Consider the following 22,987-nt stretch of genomic DNA (forward strand, 5'->3'; position numbering starts at 1 on the left):
AGATAATCTGGCTACTTTCCGATTTTTTCGAAATCGGCAAACTCTTTTGTCTTTTCGCACCTTGCGGTGCTTTGAATTGACTATGGGTTGTGTGTTTGTATTCTACTGTTTAGTTTTCAAGGATCAATCCACTTTTTTCAGCGGCGAAGATTATCTTACCAAATTCTCTTCGTATTGTCAAGCACTTTTTTAACTTTTTTTCGAAATATTTTTTCTTAGAGTTAAAATGGCGGAGAAGGAGGGATTTGAACCCTCGCGCCGCGTTAACGACCTATCCGCTTTCCAGGCGAACCCCTTCAACCACTTGGGTACTTCTCCATAATGATCTCTAGTCAAAAAATGCTTATTCAGTTGTAACAACGGAGAGAGTGGGATTCGAACCCACGGCCCCTTTCGGAGTCACTGGTTTTCAAGACCAGCTCCTTAAACCACTCGGACATCTCTCCATATGGGTTTTCTATCGCTTTTCTTGAGCAGCGAAACCTTTAATATTATATCCAAGCAACCACCATATTGTCAAGGACTTTTTTCACTCTTTTTTTACTTTTTCGCCTTCTTTTCTCACGCAAGAGGCGCAGGAATTAATATAACTCAATTTCGTCTTTCTGTCAACCATTTTTTTATGTTTTTTTGTTTTTACGACTTTTTTCACTATATTTTATCTTTTTAAGAATTATTTGCCGACTTACATAAATTTTAGGTTGGCTTTTATATTTTAGGGTGGCTTTTATAATAAATGAATGCTACAATAGTTAAAGTCTACTTATAAATAATTTGGATATAATAGTTTAAACCAATTTCGCTTATATTAATCATAAAAATATTTAACTCAGCTTTAAGTATTTCTGCAAAGGAGAATAAAATCCATGAAAACAGTTACCGAACGCTTTCTTACCTATGTAAAGCACAATACAACTTCCGATTATAATTCCTATACCTTCCCCAGCACACGCACACAGCTTCATTTTGCCGATTATCTTGCAAAGGAATGCAGAGAGATCGGCCTTCTTGATGTTAGTGTAGATCAAAACGGCTATGTAACGGCAACCTTACCAGCAACCGTCGAAAAAGCGCCGGTCATTGGCTTTATTGCCCATATGGATACCAGCCCTGATGCAAAAGGAGAGAATATCATGCCAAATATTGTTGAACAGTATGATGGCGGAAATATCCCTTTAAATAATGTAAGCATTTCCCCCGATGAATTCCCAGTTTTGCAAAACTACATTGGAGATACTTTAATCACTTCCGACGGAACCACCCTTTTGGGTGCTGATGACAAAGCGGGGATTGCAGAAATTCTTGCCGCTATGGATTATCTTAAAAACCATCCCGAAATTCCTCACGGCAAAATTCGAATTGCATTTACTCCCGATGAAGAAATCGGTCACGGCGTTGATCACTTTAATGTAGAAAGCTTTGGCGCAGATTTTGCGTATACAGTAGACGGAGGCGAATTGGGTGAGCTACAGTATGAAAATTTTAATGCTGCCCGCGCTGTCATCCATATTAAAGGAAGAAACGTTCACCCTGGCACTGCAAAAAATGTCATGGTAAATGCTGCTCTTTTAGGAACAGAAATTGTCACCTTGCTTCCTGAAAAAGAAATTCCTTCAAAAACAGAGGGCTACGAAGGCTTTTTTCATCTTTGCTCTTTTGAAGGCACAGTTTCTTCCGCAAACCTTACCTATATAATAAGAGATTTTGACAGCAGTGCATTTGAGCACCGCAAAAATATGCTGCAAATGATTGTTGACCGAAAGAAAAATCAATATCCAAATGCAATTTCTTTGGATATTCATGACGAATATTATAATATGTTTTCTTGCATATCAAAGCATACATCCATTATTGATTTGGCAAAGCAAGCGATGGAAGCCAGCGCAGTCATCCCCATTACCAGACCAATTCGCGGCGGCACGGATGGCGCAAGGCTGTCCTATATGTCCCTGCCATGCCCCAATTTATTTACAGGGGGACATAACTTCCACGGCCCCTATGAATTTATTCCCGTTTCCTCCATGAATAAAGCCGTAAAAACAATTGTTAAAATTGCGGAGCTTGGACGAACTCTTGACTTTAAAAAAAAGATGTGATAGAATATCGCCATATTTAAATATTAGCGTTGAATGAGTTATATGGGCAAAGCTGGTTACAGCCGCAGAGAGCAGTTTGTTTGGTGAAAAAACTGCAGTACAGTGTTTGTAAATTACGCCTCATGAGCTTTGTGCAGGAAATGGCACAGCGGTTGCTCACCGTTATTTGAGCCGAAAGATGTTTGTCTTTTTGTATGATAAACATAAATTAAGGTGGTACCACGGGTTCTCTCGTCCTTTTGACGATAGAACCCTTTTGTTTTGTCTATAATAATTTAACCAATACGAGAAAAAATGAAAAAAGGACAAGGAGAATGAAAATGAATGCTTATGAAGTTTTAAAAGAGCGCGGTTTTATTGAGCAATTGACTCATGAAGATGAAATTAAAGCCCTTTTTGAAAAAGGTGGTGTTACATTCTATATCGGCATTGATCCTACCGCAGACAGCCTCCATGTAGGGCATTTCCTAACCGTAATGGCAATGGCACATATGCAGCAATGCGGCAATCGCCCCATCTGCTTAATGGGCGGCGGCACAGGGATGATTGGAGATCCTTCGGGGAAAGCTGATATGCGAAAAATGATGACTGTGGAAACCATTGACCAAAATGTAGCTTGTATTAAAAACCAGCTCTCTCGTTTTATTAATTTTGACGATGGCAGCGCAATCATTGTGAATAATGCTGACTGGCTGAGAAATTTGAATTACATCGAATTCCTTCGTGATGTCGGCGTTCATTTTACTGTAAATCGTATGCTGGCAGCAGATTGCTTCAAAACCCGTATGGATAAGGAAGCAGGTCTTTCATTTTTAGAATTTAACTATATGATTATGCAGGGCTATGATTTCTTAGAGCTATACAACCGTCATAATTGCATCATGCAGCTAGGCGGCAGCGATCAATGGTCCAATATTCTTGCAGGTGTTAGACTAATTCGTAGCAAATTAGGTAAATCCGCATACGGTATGACCTTCAAGCTTCTCACAAACAGCGATGGCGTGAAAATGGGCAAAACCGTTGGCGGTGCCGTTTGGTTAGATCCCAAAAAAACAACTCCCTACGATTTTTACCAATACTGGAGAAATGTAGGCGATAAAGATGTTGAGAAATGCTTGGCTTTACTCACCTTCCTCCCCATGGATGAAGTACGCCGTTTGGGCGCATTACAAGATAGTGAAATCAATCAGGCAAAGGAAGTTCTGGCATTTGAATTAACAAAAATCGTTCACGGTGAAGTCGAAGCAACAAAGGCGCAGGAAGCTGCACGGGCTCTTTTTGGAAAAGGAGCAATTGCCGGCTCCGTACCCACAACTGAATTGCCAGCCGCAGATCTTGCCGATGGTATGGATATTCTAACCCTTCTTACCACAATCGGCGTTGTCCCTTCTCGTTCTGAAGGAAGACGGGCTGTACAGCAAGGCGGTGTAAAAATAGGGGAACAGCCCGTAAGTGACGCTGAATTTAAAATCACTGCGAATCTGTTTACCGATGGCAAGCTTTTAGTGCAGAAGGGTAAAAAAACCTTCCATAATGTTGTTTTAAAATAATTATCACATTTGTCGTTTTCAGCATTGCACATTATTATCAATATTTGCAATGCGTCAGAACCAACACGCAGACTAAAAATTTTATTAACCTTCCATGTATTGTCTAAACAATATTTAAGGAGTTGTCTTCGGCAACTCCTTTTTCTCTCCTCAACCGTTCCTCTTTATTAAATAAGCTTCAAAGCTTAATCCACCATATCAATTTAGCCAATGAGTTTTTAAAAATTACTTACTCAATATTACTCCCATAAGAAACACTTCTTTTCCTTCTTGGATTTTTTTAGAAAACCCCTATGCCGGACGTAAATTGTCCCACTATTTTCAGTAATTTGTCACAAAAAAACTATGGAATTATCTTGATTTTCCCAACAAATGGCATTATACTTTTAAGTATACATTATAATTTTTCCCAAAGGTAAGTACAGCGATTATGCTGTTCAAATAAAACAAAGGAGGAATTTATTATGGCAAAAAAAGTATTAATGTTAGTAGGCGACTTTACTGAGGATTATGAAACCATGGTACCCTTTCAGACCTTGCAGGTTTTAGGCTATCAGGTCGATGCTGTATGCCCCGAAAAAAAAGCAGGTGATATCATTCGCACAGCAGTCCATGATTTTGAAGGCGATCAAACTTATTCTGAAAAAAGAGGTCATAACTTCGCAATAAATGCAGATTTTGACGCAGTAGATACATCCGATTATGCAGGGTTATTTATCACAGGCGGTCGTTCTCCCGAATACTTGAGATTATATCCTCGCGTAATTGAAATTGTTCAGGAATTTTTTGCAGCAAATAAACCCGTAGCAGCAATTTGCCATGGTCCTCAACTGTTGACAACAGCCAATGTGTTAAAAGGCAAAAAAGCCACTGCATATCCCGCTGTTGGCCCAGATATTAATTTAGCAGGTGGCGAATACATCGCAGTTGATGTTGATAAAGCCGTTGTTGATGGCAATCTGGTAACCTCCCCCGCTTGGCCTGGGGATACAGCAATTTTAATTGAATTTGCTAAACTGTTGGGCGCAAAAATAGAAATTTAATCTTTCCTTGCAAAAAATTACCCTCCATGGTTCTTAAGCCATGGGGGGATTTTTTTCTCAAGGAGAAGCTAAAACAAAAAACCGCCTTTTGGCGGCCTCAGACTGTCGAAAAACCTTGGGTGATGACCTCTCACTGCCCAAGATCGGGCAGACAGCGAAGCTGGCTTTTGCGTAGCAAAAGTGATGACCCAAACCCACTTGCTTTTTGAAAAAAGCAAGTCCAAAAGCTTCTATGGAACCCACATTTTACGCGGGCTCAGGTGGGTCAAGGGTGAAACCCTTGTGGGTGTTTGAGGGCAAAGCCCTCAAGGTTTTGCCTTTGTCTACGTTCTGAAACCGCCTTTCGGCGGCCTATCATTCTTCTTAAGCTCTGGGATGAGCCTTTGCATATACATTTTTTAATTTTTGATTTGTCAGTTTAATATAAATTTGAGTTGTAGAAATATCCGAATGCCCCAGCATCTCCTGCACCGACTTCAAATCAGCACCGTTTTCAATCAGATGCGCAGCAAAAGAATGCCTAAGCATATGGGGCGTAATGTCTTCATTGATTCCCGCTTTTTTTGCGTAACATTTTATGATTTTCCAAAGCCCCTGTCTGGTCATAGGTCTTCCGTTGCAATTGACAAAAAGCATTTGCTCATCCTCTGCCAAAATCAAGTCATTACGGCCCTTCTCAATATATTTTTTCACCGCTGTTTTCGCTTGGCTTCCAATGGGAATAATCCGATTCTTCCGCTCTGATCCACAATGAATATATTCCAATGTCAGGTTTACATCGGAAACCTTTAAAGAGATCAATTCAGAAACTCGAATCCCCGTGGCATACAATAATTCCAGCATCGCCCTATCTCTTATTCCTTTTGGATCCATAGTTTGCGGTTGTTCCAGCAAACGTTCCACCTTGTCCAAAGAAAGAATCCCCGGCATTTTCTTCTCAATCTTTGGTGATTCCAAATTTAAAGCCGGATTTTCCAAAACTGCTCCCTCTTTCATGAGGAAATTATAGAAAGCCCGTATTGAGGCAATATTCCTGGATACTGTTGCCCCTGCTTTCTTTTGATTTTGCAACTCATAAATATATGCCACAATGTTAGTATAATTGACTTTCACTGCATCACTTACACCACAAGTCTGTAAATATCGGTTAAATCCTTTTAAATCTCTCATATAAGAAAGCACCGTATTTTCAGATGAATGTTTATCATTTCGAAGGTAGCTTACAAATTCATTAACCGCTCTTTCCATACCAAAGACCCCTTTTTTTCATGTATATTTAATTATACTTAGTTTCCCAAGGGTTGTCACTATTTTTTGTAAAAAAAACCAATTATCGTCATTTTGAATGCCTGTAATTCAATTTAACCCCTAAAAAACAAGAAAAATAGTAATTTCGCCGAATCTTTATAATGGGTATAAAGCCACCTCAATCCCCGCCCCAATTGCAACAAAAACAATGGAAGCCAGAAATATAATGCAGTATTCCGTTTGTTTCCGCCTGCGTTCTCGCTTTAGCCCTCGTTTTCCATTCCCATCATTCCAAGTCAAAAGATAATAAATTGCCGCACACATTATAAATATATACGCAGGAATCAAAATAATGTTTTGTGGTAAAATTCCGAACATAGCACCCCATACACCCTTAACACCATAAGTAACCATCATCATAGCTGAAGCGAATCCCAAAGAGATGCTTCTAAGTAGAAACGCCATGCCGGAAAGAAATAACCCAAGCTGTAGCCAACCTCCCAGCCAAATTATAATATCATACTTCAGATATTTCCAAAAAATCGCTGTAAAGCTGCCTGACTGCTGTGCTTGTGCGCCGCTCTTCATCCATAAAATCAATTCCGATTTGGCATTTGGTCCCATCAAATTCGCCGCAATCGCGCCCCCCATCACACCGACCAAAAAAGAAAGACAAACGATAATAATTATCTTTTGTCCTCTTTTATCCAACCATTTATTCCGTTTTACCATAATAGCCATCCCCCTTTCGCAATCCTCTGCTAACAGGATATGGCTCGTCTTGCTTAAATATGCTTGCTTTTATACGCAAACAACGCAGCAATTGTCTTTCCGTCTTTAATTTCACCCTTAGAAATCATTTCCAATGCCTCATCCAAGGTATAGCTTTCCAGTTCAATAAATTCATCTGCATCAAGCTTTTGACAGCCTTCAGATAATTCAAAAGCAAAATAAATCGAAATCTTTTCTGTGCAAAAACCAACGGAAGGATACATCTCACAAAGAAATTCCAGCCGCCCGGCTTTTTTGCCCGTTTCTTCTTCTAATTCTCTTTTCACGCATGCCTCGCATAACTCTGCATTATCTAAAACGCCCGCAGGAATTTCCAATAACATTTCACCAAAAGCATGGCGATACTGACGAACAAAAAGTATCTTCCCGTCGTCCAAAACCGGCAATACAGCAGCTGCATCTTTTTCTCTGATTACAGTTTCACGGAATGCAACCTTGCCATCTGGCATCTCTATCTGATCAACCGTAGCTCGCACAATTTTACCCTTATACGTTTCCTTGCTTTCCAACACCCTATAGCTCACAAAAATCACCTCTTTGTGCAAAAAGAGGCCGATGAAAACCGCCTCCTTCGCAAAATCTTATACCAATTCGTTCACCATTTCCTCAATGCGATCCATACCCTTTTTAATCAGCTCCATGCTCGTTGCATAGGAAAGTCTGATATAATCAGACATTCCAAAGTCCGCACAAGGAACAGCCGCAACAAATTTTTTCTCTAACAAAATTGTTGCAAAATCAGCAGCAGACTGAATCTCTACGCCGTCATGCTTCTTTCCATAGATTCCCGAAACATCTACAAATAGGTAAAACGCACCTTCGGGCTTAAGGGCATGAATGAAAGGAATTGCTTCTTCTCTCTCAAAAATATAATCTCTTCTTTTCTTAAATTCCACGCACATTTCATCAACGCAAGCCTGAGAACCATTAAGTGCCGTTAATGCTGCCATCTGCGCAATCGTATTTGGATTTGATGCCATATGAGATTGTAAGGATGCCATCAATTTGGCAATTTCCAAGGGAGCAGCAGCAAAACCAATTCGCCATCCGGTCATAGCATAGCTTTTGGAAACACCGTTTATTACAATGGTTCTTTTGTATATTTCCTCACCCAAAGCGGCAATGCTGATATGTTTTTTGTCATCCTCATAAATCAGCTTTTCATAAATTTCATCCGAAATTACAAAAATATCTTTTTCCACCGCAAAATCAGCAATCATTTTCAAGTCCTCATAGGAGGTTACCATACCCGTAGGGTTAGAAGGGCTGGTTAAGACTACCGCCTTCGTTTTTTCAGAATACGCCTGCTCCAATTCCTCTTGAGTCAGCATAAACTGATTCACTTTTTTTGTTTTAACAACAACAGGAACACCACCGGCAATCTTCACCATTTCTGAATAGCTTAGCCAGTAAGGCGCAGGAATAATGACTTCATCGCCTTCATTTAAAATAGCCATAAATGCATTCATCAAGGAATGCTTTGCACCATTACTAATAATTACCTGTGCTGTTTCGTAATCCAACCCATTATCTCTTTTTAGTTTATCACAAACCGCCTGCCGTAAAGATAAAATCCCTGCTGCAGCAGTATATCTTGTTTCACCGTTTTCAATGGCTGCCATTCCTGCCTTGCGAATGTGCTCCGGTGTATCAAAATCAGGCTCGCCCACACCAAATGTTACAATATCCTTTCCTTGCGCCTTTAACTGCGCAGCTTTGGAGGAAATCGCCATCGTGCTGGAAGGCTTAATTTGCAATGCTCTTTTTGATAGTTCCATAAATTCCACACCTCTTAATGTATTTTATTAAATAGGAAAGCCTACTTTTTTCAATAAGTAAAATAACAAATTTCCAAAATATATTAGTTTCTCTACTTAAACATATTAACAAAAAGCATTAGCAAACGCAAGCAATATCATCCTTTTGTATTTCAAATATGGCTTAAAAATATTTTATATTCCATCTAAATATTTTTATTCCTGCTGTATCGCTTTGGCTTACAATGCTGCTTTTCCATCCGAAACAATAACAAGTAAAATCCTTAGGTCATAAACGCCTAACTATATCCCAAGCTTTTAGAAATACCTAAGGAAACGCTGATTAATTCCGTGTGCATAGCTAATCGGTAAATTTTTAACTTGGACAGTCTCAAAAAACCTTGAAATAGCGCCCTATTGCTGTGTTTTTTTTCTTGCTAATTGAAAAATTTCCCAGACTATCTTCACACCCTCCATTAAATCACCGCTTACCTAACAAACATTACTTTTTCAACTCTTCAATTAATTGTTAGGTTTGTCATTTTTTAAAATCTTTTTTAGAGAACTTGATTTATAACCCGTAATAAATTCTCCGAAGCAAATTTTTGTGCCACTCGTATACCAAATTCCTTTTCCACTCTCTCAAAAATTCGCTTCACATCCAGCACATTGCTAATTCCTATTGGAAGGTGGTCAGTCCCGTCTAAATCGCTTCCCATAGCAATCCCATCCTCTCCCACAATAGAAATTATGTGATAAATATGCCGCAATATATCCTCTATATCAGCCTCCCTGTCGGCTGCTAAAAAGGGGGCATATAAGTTTATTCCAACAACCCCACCATTTTGGGCTATGGCGCGCAGCTGCTCATCACTAAGGTTTCTGGGGACATCGCAAATTGTCTTTGCATTGGAATGACTGGCAATAAAAGGCTTAACTGCAATTTCAGCAACGTCCCAAAATCCGGTTTCAGATAGGTGGGAAACATCAACAATCATACCCAACCTCTCCATTTCCCGAATCACTTGCCGTCCAAAATTTGTAAGGCCTCCTCTGCCCCCTGTTTCCGCCACTCCATCCGCCAATTGATTTCTGTGATTCCATGTAAGTGTGATTAACCTAACCCCTAAGCGATGATAGATATGAAGGGCAGATATTTCTCCCTCAAGGGCTTCTCCTCCCTCAAGGGCCAGTAACGCACTAATTTTTTTTTCTCGTCTGTTTTGTAATATGTCCGCAAAACTATTTACATGACCAATGAACTCAGAATTCCCCTCAATCTCACTATAATAAAACTTAATATACTTCATTGTTTGGCGCATTGCGCTGGAATAGTATTTGGGATCCAGCCAAATTGCAAAAACCTGCACCGGCGCAGCATATGTTTGCATTTTTTCAATATCAAGTTGTTCATCATTACGAAAAAGCCTTTTTTTTTCCTCTAACAGCTTCACTATGGTATCACAATGCCCATCCGCATATCCCCACATTTTTTCACCTCATTCTTTTTTTATATGGTTATGAGAAAACCAATACAAAATGACCACGAATTTCCAACCAGAATTTTTATCACTAAAAAAGCATTTATTTAGACAAATTTTTATCCAAATAAAAAACCCTCCTTGCATTTTGCAAAAAGGGTTATTGTTTATTTTAAGGACCAATTCAAAATCGTCAGCTGATTTTTTTTGAGATCTCATTTTGGCGAATTCGGAAATATTCTGTTAAAGCAGCGACAAATTGTCCATTTGTAGGCTTGTCCGGTGTTAAATACCCAACCACTTCAAAATATACCTGCTGTCCATTCTTCTTCCAAGCGCTCTCTATTGCATGACGAATTGCTCTTTCTACTTTACTTGCCGAGGTTTTAAAAATTTTACCGATATCAGGGTACAATCCTTTTGTAATACCAATCAATACCTCTTCATTATCAACGGCCATCAAAATTGCTCTTCGAATAAAATGATAACCCTTGATACTGGCTGATATCCCCATTCTGCTTAATGTTGCTGAAATATCTGCCTCCAAATTTTGATATCCTTCCTCTGCTGTAAAATTCAAAGTCTCTTCCTTTGTAATTTTCAAAGGCTGATGAATCTCATCACTTTCACCATCGACCAACTGGTGAATACGTTCCAATAAAAGTTCTCCTTGAATGGGCTTTGCCATATAATAATCGGCACCCAATCCAATTGCTCTACGCACCAGCTTGTCACTGTCAATTGCTGAAATCATAATACAAATACATTTGTTGTCCAACTTTTTGAGGCTTTCTAAAACCCAAAAACCATCGCGATCTCCTAAAAGAATATCCAAAAGTACAACATCCGCATTAAGTTTTCGAATCATCTCAAGCACTGCTGGTCCATTGTCGGTCATTCCAACGACAGTCATGTCACCCTTTCGTTCCAAGCAACGTTTTAGCTTTTGTAAATAAAAACCATCCCTGTCTGCCAGAACAACCTTTAATTTTTCAGAATTGTTCAATTTCGACTCCCCCATTCTTAACTTTATTTTTGGGAGAAAAGGCTTCCCTTCCTTTCCCCACAAAAACTATTATAGCATGCAAATAACTTTTCGTCAGTATTCGAGAACATCTCGCAAATTTTTTTCCTTTCTTTGTTTTTCCCTTAACTTATATTCCAAACACTCCCTATAAATTACAAATCAGCACACTTTAATAAATTTATTTTGTATAATAAAAAAAATTATTAATTTTTTTTTCAAATTCTTTCAAGTTTTCTATTTATTTATTTATTTTGACGAATATATTATTTTTTTTTTTATTTTTTTGTTGATTTTTCGTTTTGCTGTACTAAATACCTCCTAAATAATTATTGCATTTCACACAATTAAAGGGGATATTTCTTCCTTAAAGAAATATCCCCTTTCATTTTTAACCTTTACTTATTTTTGAATTATTTGCGCATTTCATGCAGCATAGTTTCAATAAATGTTCCATAGCCTCGTTCAGGGTCATTTACTAGCACGTGGGTCACCGCACCAATCAGCTGCCCATTTTGAATAATGGGGCTTCCGCTCATCCCTTGAACAATCCCACCTGTTTTCTCCAATAGTCGCTTGTCTGTAACATGAATCATCATATCTTTTCCGTTGCCTTTGCCTAAGCTTTCTATTTCAATTTCATATTTTTTTACCTCTTGGCCTTCAATGTTTGATAAAATTTCCGCCTTACCAATTTTAACTTCTTGTTTTAAACCAATGGGCAACGGGTCACCAAAAAAATCATTTGATTGATTTAAAGTTCCGTAGATACCGACGTCCGTATTCTTTTTTACCTCGCCCAAAATATTTTCTCGTTGAATCGTCCCTGTTAATTCGCCCGGTTCGCCTTTTTTACCCTTCACAATATCTGTTAGCTGAGAAACATTTAACGAACCATTTTTTATTATCATTAGTTCTCCGGTATCCACATCATAAACTCCATGCCCTAACGCGCCAAATTGATTGGAACTTGGGTCATAATAGGTTATTGTTCCGATGCCTTGAATACTGTCTCTTACCCATATACCTAATTTATACGCCTGCTCTACATTGCTGAAAACCGGTGTCAATATAACATGCTTTTGCTCTCCCTTTCTCTCCAGCAGTATATCAATCTTTTTTCCATTACATTGCGTAACCACATCAATCAACGTTTCTTTATTGATTAATTTTTTTCCGTCTGCCTCCAATAAAAGATCACCTGTTTTCAAAACGCCTTTGCTTGGTTCTGCAGTATCATTTTCCTCCATATACACTTGGCCCGTTCCTAAAACCAAAAGCCCCTTTGTATCCAAGCTTACACCCACTGTTTTTCCTACGGGCACTAAGGTTGTTTTAGGAATCACCGTAGCATCTATGGTTTTAATTGGCACTGCATTACATAAATAAAAAGTGATTTTTGTTGTTCCTGCCTGAATAGGATTTGCCAAAATAGAAGACCCTAATTCCAAATGAAAAGCATCTGCCAATGGTTTTGTGGTAACACCCAAAACACCAACGCTTTCCTCTGTTTTTGCTGAAATAGGAAGCTGCGTTGCAATCTCCGTTTTTTCGCCTTCTACCAATGTCAAATCATTCGGTAGAAGCCAGCTTACACTGCACCAGAGCAGTGTTGGGATTAGAACCGCCGAAATGGCTGCAACAAAACGGCGTTTTTTTTCCTGATTTAACCACATATGCCCCACTCCCCACTGCTGCCTATTTTGAAACAAAAAAAATTTTGTTTCACATTTAATGTGACCAAACAAAAACCAAGCTATACAACCTATAAAATACAAAAAAATATAAAGCTTGATTTCTAAGTATTTTCAGCATTCTGCCACATTTTTCGCTAACATGATTGACCAGGGTTTACAATGTTAATTTCAGGCATTATAATAAAAAAGAATCGTTTTGAATTTTATTTTTTAGTTTTTAAATTAAAAAATGAGAAAAAAGAAAGAGGTACACTATATGGAACAAGAAGAATCTCTGTTAGACTATGCATTCCGCGAAATTCGAACACGCATACAAAACGGCACCTATCCACCAGGGTCAAAATTATCAACCCAAGAAATCTCCGATTCTTTAGGAATCAGCAGAACCCCAGTTGTTTCTGCGATTAACCGTCTTGTGGCCCAAGGTCTGGCAATTGCCTTGCCTCGACGGGGCGTCATTGTTGCGGATTTTTCACCGCAGCAGCTAAAGGAAATTATTGAAGTACGTGAAATGTTTGAGCTTTACGCCGTAAAAGGAGCTATTAAAAATGCGGACTTTTCGCAAGAAATTTTAGATGAAATGGAGCAGGTAGCTGCTGAGCTCGCCAGTATCGACAGTCAAAACTATAACCTCGCTACGGAGCTGGAAATTCGTTTCCATACATTATTTGTTTCCCTTGCCGGAAATTCTCAATTAACAAAATTGTATATTAATAATTGGAATATTGGCTCAATGTTTCAAATCTTTATGCTCTCTAAAATGCCTCTCTCTAGGCATCAACCATCCTTTGATCAGCATATTGAAATGCTTCAGCTGTTAAAAGATAAAAACGAAACAGCCCTTTTAGCGTTTATTCCCTATCATTTAACACCGGTTTATGGTGCAATTGAATGGATTATGCGAAACGGCAACATGGATATGCAAGACCTGTTTAAAATAATGGCTGCAAAAGCAGAAGAAAAGAAAATTCATTGAATCATAAATAGAATCTTCCAATTTATCTCATTCGATAATAATAGGCATCTTTGATTTTAACAAAGATGCCTATTATTTCTAAAAGCCAATATATTTTATAAATTACCCATAATTTACGTGCCCATTTTTACAAAGAAATACGCAAGGATTTTCTTCGACTACTGACGGTCACGCCCTATCTAAGGGTGATTCCTGCAATCCAATGAAATATCTCCTGCCTCGATTGAGAAAGACGGCACCAATATGGGAGGCTATCCTCCTTATCAAATATAAATTAAATCTAAATTCCCACTTTCTCTTTAAAAAAATAAGGCTTTTCATGCATATTAAACACAAAAAGCCTTAAGCACTAAATTTTATTTAATATTAAAGAACGCATCCATTCCCAAATATTCCGCTGCATCGTCCAATTCTTCTTCAATTCTAAGAAGCTGATTGTATTTTGCAACACGGTCTGTTCTTGCAGGAGCGCCGGTCTTAATTTGCCCTGCATTTGCCGCTACTACAATATCCGCAATGATTGTATCCTCTGTTTCGCCACTTCTGTGGGAAACAACAGCGGTCATTTTGTTTCTGTTGGCCATCTGGATGGCGTTAAATGTTTCTGTCAAGGTACCAATCTGGTTCACTTTAATTAAAATAGAATTACATGCTTTCATTTCTATGCCTTTTTGTAAGCGTTCTGTGTTCGTAACAAAAAGGTCATCGCCAACCAACTGAATCTTCTCGCCCAATTCCTTCGTCAATAACTGCCAACCAGCCCAATCTTCCTCTGCCAAGCCGTCCTCAAGGGAAACGATAGGATATTTTGCAATAAGAACCTTCCAAAATTCCACCATCTCCTCGGAGGTTCTAACGATTTCCTTGCCGGCCATTTTGCTTTCACCAGGGAAATGATATTTTCCGTCCTTTTCGTCGAACAACTCTGTCATAGCAGGGTCTAAAGCAATTTTAATATCCTCGCCCCATTTGTAGCCTGTCGCATCAACAGCTTCTTTAATCAGATCAATCACAGCATCTGCTGTAGGCAGGTCAGGTGCAAAGCCGCCTTCGTCACCAACTGCTGTGGAAAGGCCTTTGTTTTTCAATACCTTTTTCAACATATGATAAATTTCTGCACACATACGAAGTGCTTCTTTAAAGGAAGGCGCACCAACAGGCATAATCATGAATTCCTGAATGTCTACGGTGTTGTCCGCATGCTTGCCACCATTCATAATGTTCATCATAGGAACAGGCACTGTTTTTGCATTAAAACCACCTAAATACTGATACAATGGCATATCCACTGCCTCAGCAGCCGCCTTTGCAACCGCCATGGAAACACCAAGAATTGCATTTGCCCCCAATTTCCCTTTGTTGGGTGTTCCGTCCAAAGCGATCATTGCTTTATCCACGGAAACCTGATCCAAAGCGTTCATTCCTATAATCTCTTCCGCAATAATATCGTTTACATTATCTACAGCATTCTGTACACCTGCGCCGTTATATCTATCGCCACCATCGCGCATTTCCACCGCCTCAAAAGCACCCGTGGATGCGCCACTTGGAACAGCCGCACGGCCTAAAATGCTGTCATCTACTATAACTTCAACCTCAATTGTAGGGTTTCCTCTGGAATCCAAAACCTCTCTTGCATAAACGTCTGTAATTTCAAAAAATCCTTTCATTTGTAATATCCTCCTTTTATTTATTCATTCGCCATATAAAAAACAAGTTCTCGGGACTCCCTCAAGCCCTGAAAAGTGGTCATCACTTTTGCTCCGCAAAACCTGCAAGTTTGCAGCCGCCCTATCTTGGGGGTGCAGTTTTGTAAAGGTTTAAGCGAAACATTATTAACAACATTAATTCAATCATTTACAACTCAAATACTACTTTTTAATGCAATATTTATCTCCGCCACTTCCAATTTTGTAAAAACTAATGAAGTAAACCATTTCGTCTTCACTGATTTACTTGCCTGTCAACAAGCTTTTTCCCGTCATTTCTTCGGGAATAGATAAGCCCATCATTTCCAAAAGGGTGGGTGCAATATCCGCAAGCCTTCCGCCTTCCCTTAAGCCAACACCATCGGTATAGTTAATCAACACAAACGGTACAGGGTTTGTAGTATGGGCAGTAAAGGGTTCATGTGTTACATAATCTTCCATCTGGTCACTATTTCCATGGTCTGCACATAAGAACATATTTGCACCTGTTTCCAATAATGCCTCCATTACCTTGCCGACACATGTATCCACTGCCTCCACGGCCTGAATAGCTGCCTCCATGATACCTGAATGTCCTACCATATCGGAATTTGCGTAATTGATAATAATCAGGTCATACTCTTTGGAGCGAATTGCCTTAACCAAGCCCTCCGTTACCTTATATGCGCTCATTTCTGGCTGCAAGTCGTAAGTTGCAACCTTTGGCGACGGCACCAGCCAGCGATCCTCATTGGGATTTGGCTCCTCCACGCCACCGTTAAAAAAGAAGGTAACATGGGCATATTTTTCTGTTTCTGCTGTTCTTAATTGCTTCAAACCTAAAGAAGAGATATAACTGCCTAATGTATTCGTCAATTTCTGGGGTTTAAAGGCTACCTCTTTGTTGGGAATGGTAACGTCATATTCCGTAAAACAAACAAACTTCAAATCCTGTAATACCTTTTCCCTGTTGAACCCGTCAAAAGCGGAATCGCAGATTGCCCTAGTAATCTCCCTTGCACGATCAGGGCGGAAATTAAAGAAAACAACTGCATCGCCATCAGAAATTTTCCCCTTTGCCATCCCTTTTTCATCCACAATTACAGTAGGCGGTACAAACTCGTCGGTCTTGCCTTTTTCATAGGCCTGCCTAATTCCGTCGTTTGCATCCGCTGCAGTTACGCCCTTGCCTAAAACCATGGCATCATAGGCTTCTTGCACCCTCTCCCATCGTTTGTCACGATCCATGGCATAATAGCGTCCCATTACCGTAGCAAACTGGCCAATTTCCATTTCACGCATTTTTTCCGCCAATTCTGCCACAAAACCTTTTCCGGAGGAAGGCGGTGTATCTCTGCCATCCAAAAAGGCATGGATATAAACCTTTTCCAACTCATGCTTTTTTGCCAACCTCAACAGCGCATACAAATGGGTGTTATGGCTATGCACGCCACCATTGGAAACCAAGCCGAATAAATGCAAAGCGGAAGATTTCTTTTTGCAGTGCTCCACTGCGTGAAGCAACTCCGAATTCTCGTAAAAATCTCCATCCTCAATCGCCTTTGTAATACGGGTTAATTCCTGATATACAATGCGCCCTGCGCCAATATTTAAGTGCCCTACCTCGGAATTACCCATCTGGCCTTCGGGCAAACCTACATCACGCCCGCTGGCATACCCCTTCACAAAGGGATACTTTTTAAAAATACTGTCCAAAACAGGTGTCTTCGCCTGTTGAATTGCATTGCCTTCGGCCTTTTCATTTATCCCAAAGCCATCCAGTATCATTAAAACCGTTGTTTTCTTTCCCATAGTTTCACCTTGCTTTCAATAACTGCCTTATTTTTGATAGTGAACAATTTGCTGAAATTCCTCTTTCAAGCTGGCTCCGCCAACCAATCCACCATCAATATCCTCCATAGCAAACAATTCCGCTGCATTTTTTCCACTTACACTGCCGCCATATTGAATTCTAACCTTCTCGGCAACAGCATCGCCGTAAACCTGACCAACCACCTGACGAATTGCCCTGCAAACCTCCTGCGCTTGTTCTGAAGTTGCCGTCCTTCCCGTACCTATTGCCCAAATAGGCTCGTAGGCAATTACCACCTTTTCAACCTCGTCGCCTGTCAATCCAAGCAATCCGCATTTAATTTGAATGCGAATCCATTCAATTGTAATGCCGGCCTCTCTTTGCTCCAAGGTTTCTCCGCAGCACATAATGGGTGTAATACCCACATCCAAAGCTTTTTTCACTTTTTTATTCACCATTTCATCGGTTTCGTTAAAGTACTGGCGACGTTCAGAATGTCCTAAAACAACATAAGTAACACCCATTTCCTTTAGCATCAAGGGAGAAATTTCCCCTGTATAGGCACCGCTGTCCTCAAAATGCATATTTTCAGCACCAACACCGATATCTGTTCCTTTCAGTTGCTCCAGCACAGGAAATAAGTCCACAAAAGGTACACAAAAAACAACGTCAACCTGGGTAGAAGAAACTTTGTCCTTCATCATTTTACAAAATTCCGCCGCTTCCTTTGGCGTTTTGTTCATTTTCCAGTTACCCGCAATAATTTTCCTTCTCATAAATTCCCGCTCCTCCCTTTCGATAAAAAGCTTTTTCTGGCAACCCTCTCTATGTTTTGCACTAAATCCTGACCGTTCCAGCCCGATTCAACATTAATTCTTGGAATTTCATAAGGAGATGTTTCCCTTGTAATGACCTCCTGTTCCACTGTAAACAGCAAGTCAAAGCCCATTTCCTTAAGTTCTTCCCGAATATTTTCTGTAAACCGTCCGTTTGGAAATGCCAACGCCCTGCAGCCATCCTGATTCAATTTTTTTTGCAATGCAAGCTGGGCTTTTTCTACTTGGGTCAGAAATTCATCTTCTGTTTCCAAATCCACCGACACATGGTTCGCCGTATGGTTATAAATTTTTACCAATCGGCTGTTAACCATTTTCTGCCCTTGTCCCCATGTGAATTTTTTTAACCCCGTTTGTTCGGTTATACTATCCGTCACGGCAAAGACAGATGCAGGGACACGATATTTTTGAAAGATCGGGAAAGCCAATTCATAATTACTAAAATATCCATCATCCATGGTGATGCAAATATATTTTTTGTCTAGTCCAAGGCTCAGCTCGTCTTTCCCCTTTTTTCTATATTGAACCTTCTCTTTTTCCACCCTCTGAAGAATTTGATTCAAGGTTTCTAGGGAAATAAACTCATACCCCGCCTCCTTCAAATAACGAATCTGCTCCTCCAGTTCGGCTTGGGTGGTAACAACATCGTTTCCCTGCCCCATATCTCGTATGGCAAAATGATGATACAACAAAACCGGAATATAATCTGTCGGCGGAATGATTGTTAATTCCACCGGTTTTATCAACTCTTGTTCTTCAATGTTATCCATAGCAACAACCGTTTTCCCCCAAGCAATTTGTTGAAAAAGCAAGCTCCCCAGCAAAGCCATTGCTATGAATACTTTTCCCCTTCGTTTCATGCCAAACCTTATTTATCTTGCACTGCTACAACGCCCGGCAAGTCCTTTCCTTCCAAAAATTCCAAAGATGCGCCGCCGCCCGTAGAAATATGGGTCATCTTATCTCCAAAGCCTAGCTGATTTACCGCTGCCGCTGAGTCACCGCCGCCAATAATTGTTGTTGCGTCAATATCAGCCATTGCCTGTGCCACAGCTTTTGTACCACCTGCAAAGTTTTCAAACTCAAATACGCCCATAGGGCCATTCCAAATGACGGTCTTTGCCTCTTTGATTGCAGAAGCAAACAGCTCTCTGGATTTTTCGCCAATATCTAAGCCCATCCATCCGTCTGGAATTTCCAAAGCGGAAACAGTTTTAAATTCCGTATCGTTTTTAAATTCCTTTGTGATAATAGTATCCGCAGGAAGCAGTAGCTTAACACCCTTTTTCTCTGCCTTTTCCATCATTTCCTTGGCATAATCCACCTTGTCTGCTTCCAACAAAGATTCTCCAACCTTGCCGCCCTTGGCAACTGCAAAAGTATATGCCATACCGCCGCCAATAATCAGTGTATCCACCTTTTCCAATAAATTGTTAATTACATTGATTTTATCGGAAACCTTGGAGCCGCCTAAAATTGCCACAAATGGATGCTCAGGATTATTGACTGCATTGCCTAAAAATTCAATTTCTTTTTCCATCAAATACCCAACAGCGGATTCCTTTACAAAATCTGTTACTCCTACGGTAGAGCAATGGGCTCTGTGACTACTGCCAAAGGCATCGTTAACAAACACCTCTGCCAGAGAAGCCAATTCCTTACTAAAAGCTTCCTCATTTTTTGTTTCTTCTTTGCGATAGCGTGTATTTTCCAACAAAACAACGTCGCCGTCATTCATACCCTCAACAGCCCTTTTTGCATTTTCTCCAACCACCGTATCATCTTTTGCAAAAACGATCTCTTTTTTCAACAATTCAGAAAGCCTTTTTGCAACTGGAGCCAAGGAAAGCTCCGGCTTTGGCTCACCCTTAGGCTTTCCCATATGGGAGCAAAGAATAACTTTCCCTCCATTCTCCACAAGCTTTTTAATTGTGGGGAGCGCTGCAGTAATTCTGTTTTCGTCGGTAATTTCCCCATCCTTCAAAGGAACATTAAAATCACATCTGACCAACACCCTTTTTCCCTTTACCTGTAAATCGTCAACTGATTTTTTGTTCAGCATTCTCAATTCTCCTTTCTGCTTGACGTGATAAGCACGGCTTTCATTTTGCAATAATCCTACTTTTCCCAATATTATCTCTTTTATTTGAATCCACAAAATTAATTCTTATTGTAGAAAAGAAATGCCTTAACACCTTCCAATTTTATGCTTGCAGCAATTGCAGCATTTTTAAGGCTGCGCCTTCATCCGTAACAAATACGCCGCCCGAAATGCTTCGGCTTACAGCCAAAATGCTTTCTGCTTTTTTCTGACCGCCGGCAACAACAATAACCTCATTCATTTTTTCTATTTCATTAAAATCGATGGCAATAGAGCGTGTTCGATATAGCACCTCTCCACTTCGGTTAAAATAGTACCCGCAAGCCTCTGCAACGGCATTTTGTTGGGCTAAGTATGTTCTTACTTCTTCATCCAGTCTGCGCTTTTCCGCCATATCCAACGCATTGCCTACACCCAATAACAAAACATTTGCCTTGTCCATTTCCTGTATTGTTTCTAAAATTTCCGGCTGCTTTTTCATCTCTTCCAAAGCAGTTTCGCTTAGATTATCCGGCAAATGTAATAAGCGATATTCCGCCTGCAACTTTTCAGCCAGCTGCACCGCCAAAGTATCAGCCTGCAATTCCATTTTTCTGCCGATACTGCCTCTTGCAGGCACAATGGTTTTGGCCATTGGCTTTGGCATCTCTGGTGCAGCAAATACCAAATCCTGCATAGCTGTACCGCCGGTAATTGCAATACAGCTTTCTTCGTTTATCTTCTCCAAAAGGTGGCGCATTGCCAGTTGTCCCATTTCCTTACGGCTGCGTTCACTATGATCCGCATCACCTTGGGCAATGAGCACTCTTTTTACACCTAAAAGCATGGCCAGCTTTTCTTCCAAATCAGACAATCCAGTCATTACAGAGAAAATTTTATCAAGCCCCTCCAAAACCTCAATGCCTTCTTCCGTAACGGTCATTCCCGTTTTAGAAACCTGTACCAATTTTTGCACGCTAAAGCGTTCAATCTCACTGCGAACAGTTCTTTCCGTCATGCCCAAGGCAAGCACAACCATTCTTCTCCCGCAGGGCTGCAAAAGACGAACTGTTTTTAAAACACGGTACCTTTTAATCATTTCCTCAGTTAAATCAGGTGCAATTTTACGAATTAATAGCAGTTTATCCTCCATGTTCCACCTTCCTTTGGTCTTTTTATGTCCTGTTTGTTTTTTTTTGTCCCAACCAAAAGAAAAAAAGGGAGGTGGCGCGCAGTCAGTAGTGAAAACCACACCGGCCACCTGCCGCCCCATCTTCTTTAAATCTGTTCAACCTTTACGGAAGCATCCACATCTTTATCAGTGCAGCAGCAATCACTTTCATTGGAAAACTCATCTTCTAAATCGTCCCAGTCATAATCCCAATCTTCATCATATTCGTCGTCCATTTTTGTTTTCAGCAAATAAACAACACCCAAAGCAACCACTGCCAAAACAGCAGCAATCACAGCCAATACAATCAACAAAGTTTTCTTTTCATCATCTTCTTTGTGTAAAACTACGATTCGATCTTTAAAATCTTCAAAACTAGGCTTAAGCTCAAAATACTTTCTCATATCACATAACCCCTTTATAGTTTTTTTTCGGAAAATTTCCGCTTCAGAAACTCCTTATTCTTACGCATTTCACTATACTCGTAATATGCTTTTTTCAAAATTTGGCGTTCATCATTAAACTTCAACAGATGATAGGCTTCATGGAATTTATAAAAACCGGCATCGGCGAAGTATTCTTCGCTCTGAGGCTTGCAAAAAAAGGAATTGGCGCTCATCAAATACCAATGCACCGTTTTGCTTACGGTATCCTCGCTGCCTTTAAAGGTATATTGGGTTTTTCCCACATATTTAATAATCTCACCCGACGCGCCGGATTCTTCCTTTACCTCACGCAAAGCGGTCTGCCGATAGGTTTCGCCTTCTTCCACAGTGCCCTTGGGCAATACCCAGCCCATATATCTGCCATTTTGGTTTTTATATAAGAGAAGAATCTTCCACTTATAAATCACAACGCCTCCACAGCTCACCGCTTCTACCACTGCTTGACCTCCATAATAATTCTATTTTCTGCCAGGTATTCTATTTTTATTAGTATAACGCTTTTTCGTGTCTATTTCAAGAGCAACAATAAAAACGAGTCTATTTTATTCTCGAAAAGGTGAAATTCGGACCAATTCCTTAATATGTCTAAGGGCTGACCACCACAGCCAGGCCTCCAATATCCAAAACGGGATCCAGTAAAACGAGAACTTCTCTAGTAGAAAATAATTATATAAGGCATGCGCCAAATACGGTATGAATAAAGCAAGAACCAAATTCTTTTTGCTGCCGAAAAATTTTGCTAGTCCTAAATAATATCCCATTTGCACGCCAAATAATCCATGTCCCGGCACAGAAAGCACCGCTCTTGACAAAGCCGTACCATAGCCGCCCATAATAGGGTGTGTTACATATATAATATTTTCGATCCAAGCAAACCCCAGCGAAACAAAAACGCCATATACAATTCCATCCAACGGTTCGTTAAAATTACCGTTTTTCCATATCAAAAGCACAAGAAAGACATACTTAATCACCTCCTCAACTCCTGCGGAACTGATAAATGCCGTATACAGGGGAATCTCTTGATGAGGGAATAGTTTTTCCAGTGCCAGCCCAACCGCATAAATAACAGCAGTCGTGTAAATTCCATATAACAATCCCAAAAAAAGCATTTTCCATGGTTCCTTTTCATATTTGTCCCTTACATAAATATAAAAAAGGCCTAAAAATACTGGTGCAGCAGCAAGTTGGATTAGCATGAAAATCAATCCTTCTTTGATTAGACATTCCTTCCTTGGTAGTCTTACCAAAAATGTAATAGATATGATTTTTTATAGTAAAAAACACAC

At 39.9% G+C, this 22,987-nt stretch carries 21 protein-coding genes, 2 tRNA genes and 1 other annotated feature; of the genes, 5 read left to right on the top strand and 18 right to left on the bottom strand.

What is annotated here, in order from left to right; all coding sequences use genetic code 11:
* Nucleotides 1-227 precede the first annotated feature (227 nt).
* Both CLNEO_RS09765 and CLNEO_RS09770 read right to left on the bottom strand, forming a co-directional pair.
* Nucleotides 228-318, bottom strand: a tRNA-Ser gene (locus tag CLNEO_RS09765).
* A 42-nt stretch (nt 319-360) separates the two neighbouring features.
* Nucleotides 361-446: transfer RNA gene (locus CLNEO_RS09770), tRNA-Ser, on the bottom strand.
* A 420-nt stretch (nt 447-866) separates the two neighbouring features.
* Here CLNEO_RS09770 and pepT point away from each other — a divergent pair.
* The 4 genes from pepT (at nt 867) to CLNEO_RS16430 (ending at nt 4,864) form a co-directional block, all read left to right on the top strand.
* Complete coding sequence (pepT, locus tag CLNEO_RS09775) at nt 867-2,096, top strand: peptidase T (RefSeq protein ID WP_066088075.1); 1,230 nt, start codon at nt 867-869, stop codon at nt 2,094-2,096.
* 20 nt (nt 2,097-2,116) lie between these two features.
* Nucleotides 2,117-2,338: a binding site (T-box leader), on the top strand.
* A 78-nt stretch (nt 2,339-2,416) separates the two neighbouring features.
* Nucleotides 2,417-3,646, top strand: a complete 1,230-nt coding sequence (gene tyrS / locus CLNEO_RS09780; protein WP_066088080.1) for a tyrosine--tRNA ligase — start codon at nt 2,417-2,419, stop codon at nt 3,644-3,646.
* A gap of 464 nt (nt 3,647-4,110) precedes the next feature.
* Nucleotides 4,111-4,689: a DJ-1/PfpI family protein gene (locus tag CLNEO_RS09785; protein ID WP_066088082.1), complete on the top strand. Its 579-nt coding sequence runs from the start codon at nt 4,111-4,113 to the stop codon at nt 4,687-4,689.
* Between the two features lie 40 nt (nt 4,690-4,729).
* The gene (locus tag CLNEO_RS16430; RefSeq protein WP_278276626.1) at nt 4,730-4,864 is read left to right on the top strand and encodes a hypothetical protein; all 135 of its coding nucleotides are present in this window, start codon (nt 4,730-4,732) and stop codon (nt 4,862-4,864) included.
* A gap of 188 nt (nt 4,865-5,052) precedes the next feature.
* Here CLNEO_RS16430 and xerD read toward each other — a convergent pair whose 3' ends face one another.
* The 7 genes from xerD to spoIVB form a co-directional block, all read right to left on the bottom strand.
* Entirely contained in the window at nt 5,053-5,937 is an 885-nt protein-coding gene (gene xerD, locus CLNEO_RS09790) for a site-specific tyrosine recombinase XerD (RefSeq protein ID WP_066088083.1), read from the bottom strand.
* 156 nt (nt 5,938-6,093) lie between these two features.
* A complete protein-coding gene (locus CLNEO_RS09795) occupies nt 6,094-6,669 on the bottom strand; it encodes a stage II sporulation protein M (protein WP_066088085.1) in 576 nt (191 codons plus the stop codon).
* A gap of 53 nt (nt 6,670-6,722) precedes the next feature.
* Complete coding sequence (locus CLNEO_RS09800; RefSeq protein ID WP_083531969.1) at nt 6,723-7,253, bottom strand: NUDIX hydrolase; 531 nt, start codon at nt 7,251-7,253, stop codon at nt 6,723-6,725.
* Nucleotides 7,254-7,310: 57 nt separating this feature from the next.
* Nucleotides 7,311-8,507, bottom strand: a complete 1,197-nt coding sequence (locus CLNEO_RS09805) for a pyridoxal phosphate-dependent aminotransferase (protein ID WP_066088089.1) — start codon at nt 8,505-8,507, stop codon at nt 7,311-7,313.
* Nucleotides 8,508-9,043: 536 nt separating this feature from the next.
* Nucleotides 9,044-9,976: a dipeptidase gene (locus CLNEO_RS09810; RefSeq protein ID WP_066088090.1), complete on the bottom strand. Its 933-nt coding sequence runs from the start codon at nt 9,974-9,976 to the stop codon at nt 9,044-9,046.
* A 184-nt stretch (nt 9,977-10,160) separates the two neighbouring features.
* Nucleotides 10,161-10,973, bottom strand: coding sequence for a sporulation transcription factor Spo0A (spo0A, locus tag CLNEO_RS09815; RefSeq protein ID WP_066088092.1), 813 nt, complete (start codon nt 10,971-10,973; stop codon nt 10,161-10,163).
* 431 nt (nt 10,974-11,404) lie between these two features.
* Entirely contained in the window at nt 11,405-12,667 is a 1,263-nt protein-coding gene (gene spoIVB / locus CLNEO_RS09820) for a SpoIVB peptidase (RefSeq protein ID WP_066088093.1), read from the bottom strand.
* 277 nt (nt 12,668-12,944) lie between these two features.
* On the opposite strand from spoIVB, the gene CLNEO_RS09825 reads away from it, so the two are divergent.
* The gene (locus CLNEO_RS09825; RefSeq protein WP_066088095.1) at nt 12,945-13,664 is read left to right on the top strand and encodes a GntR family transcriptional regulator; all 720 of its coding nucleotides are present in this window, start codon (nt 12,945-12,947) and stop codon (nt 13,662-13,664) included.
* 356 nt (nt 13,665-14,020) lie between these two features.
* Here the strand turns inward: CLNEO_RS09825 and eno are convergent, their stop codons facing one another.
* The 9 genes from eno to CLNEO_RS09870 form a co-directional block, all read right to left on the bottom strand.
* Nucleotides 14,021-15,334 carry a phosphopyruvate hydratase gene (gene eno / locus CLNEO_RS09830; RefSeq protein WP_066088097.1) on the bottom strand — a complete coding sequence of 438 codons (1,314 nt, stop codon included), beginning with the start codon at nt 15,332-15,334 and terminating at the stop codon, nt 14,021-14,023.
* 282 nt (nt 15,335-15,616) lie between these two features.
* Nucleotides 15,617-17,164: a 2,3-bisphosphoglycerate-independent phosphoglycerate mutase gene (gene gpmI / locus CLNEO_RS09835; protein ID WP_066088100.1), complete on the bottom strand. Its 1,548-nt coding sequence runs from the start codon at nt 17,162-17,164 to the stop codon at nt 15,617-15,619.
* 27 nt (nt 17,165-17,191) lie between these two features.
* Nucleotides 17,192-17,941: a triose-phosphate isomerase gene (gene tpiA / locus CLNEO_RS09840; protein ID WP_066088103.1), complete on the bottom strand. Its 750-nt coding sequence runs from the start codon at nt 17,939-17,941 to the stop codon at nt 17,192-17,194.
* The gene (locus CLNEO_RS09845) at nt 17,938-18,861 is read right to left on the bottom strand and encodes a polysaccharide deacetylase family protein (RefSeq protein WP_083531956.1); all 924 of its coding nucleotides are present in this window, start codon (nt 18,859-18,861) and stop codon (nt 17,938-17,940) included. The genes tpiA and CLNEO_RS09845 overlap by 4 nt, the downstream gene beginning before the upstream one ends.
* A gap of 8 nt (nt 18,862-18,869) precedes the next feature.
* Nucleotides 18,870-20,063 carry a phosphoglycerate kinase gene (locus CLNEO_RS09850; protein WP_066088109.1) on the bottom strand — a complete coding sequence of 398 codons (1,194 nt, stop codon included), beginning with the start codon at nt 20,061-20,063 and terminating at the stop codon, nt 18,870-18,872.
* Between the two features lie 142 nt (nt 20,064-20,205).
* Nucleotides 20,206-21,234: a sugar-binding transcriptional regulator gene (locus CLNEO_RS09855; protein ID WP_066088543.1), complete on the bottom strand. Its 1,029-nt coding sequence runs from the start codon at nt 21,232-21,234 to the stop codon at nt 20,206-20,208.
* Nucleotides 21,235-21,359: 125 nt separating this feature from the next.
* Complete coding sequence (locus CLNEO_RS09860) at nt 21,360-21,656, bottom strand: hypothetical protein (RefSeq protein WP_066088112.1); 297 nt, start codon at nt 21,654-21,656, stop codon at nt 21,360-21,362.
* 14 nt (nt 21,657-21,670) lie between these two features.
* Nucleotides 21,671-22,135 (bottom strand): NUDIX hydrolase, encoded by a 465-nt coding sequence (locus CLNEO_RS09865; protein WP_066088117.1) that lies wholly within the window; start codon nt 22,133-22,135, stop codon nt 21,671-21,673.
* Between the two features lie 105 nt (nt 22,136-22,240).
* The gene (locus CLNEO_RS09870) at nt 22,241-22,897 is read right to left on the bottom strand and encodes a PrsW family glutamic-type intramembrane protease (protein ID WP_083531958.1); all 657 of its coding nucleotides are present in this window, start codon (nt 22,895-22,897) and stop codon (nt 22,241-22,243) included.
* Nucleotides 22,898-22,987 lie beyond the last annotated feature (90 nt).

Source organism: Anaerotignum neopropionicum, from assembly GCF_001571775.1.
Taxonomy (GTDB): domain Bacteria; phylum Bacillota; class Clostridia; order Lachnospirales; family Anaerotignaceae; genus Chakrabartyella; species Chakrabartyella neopropionicum.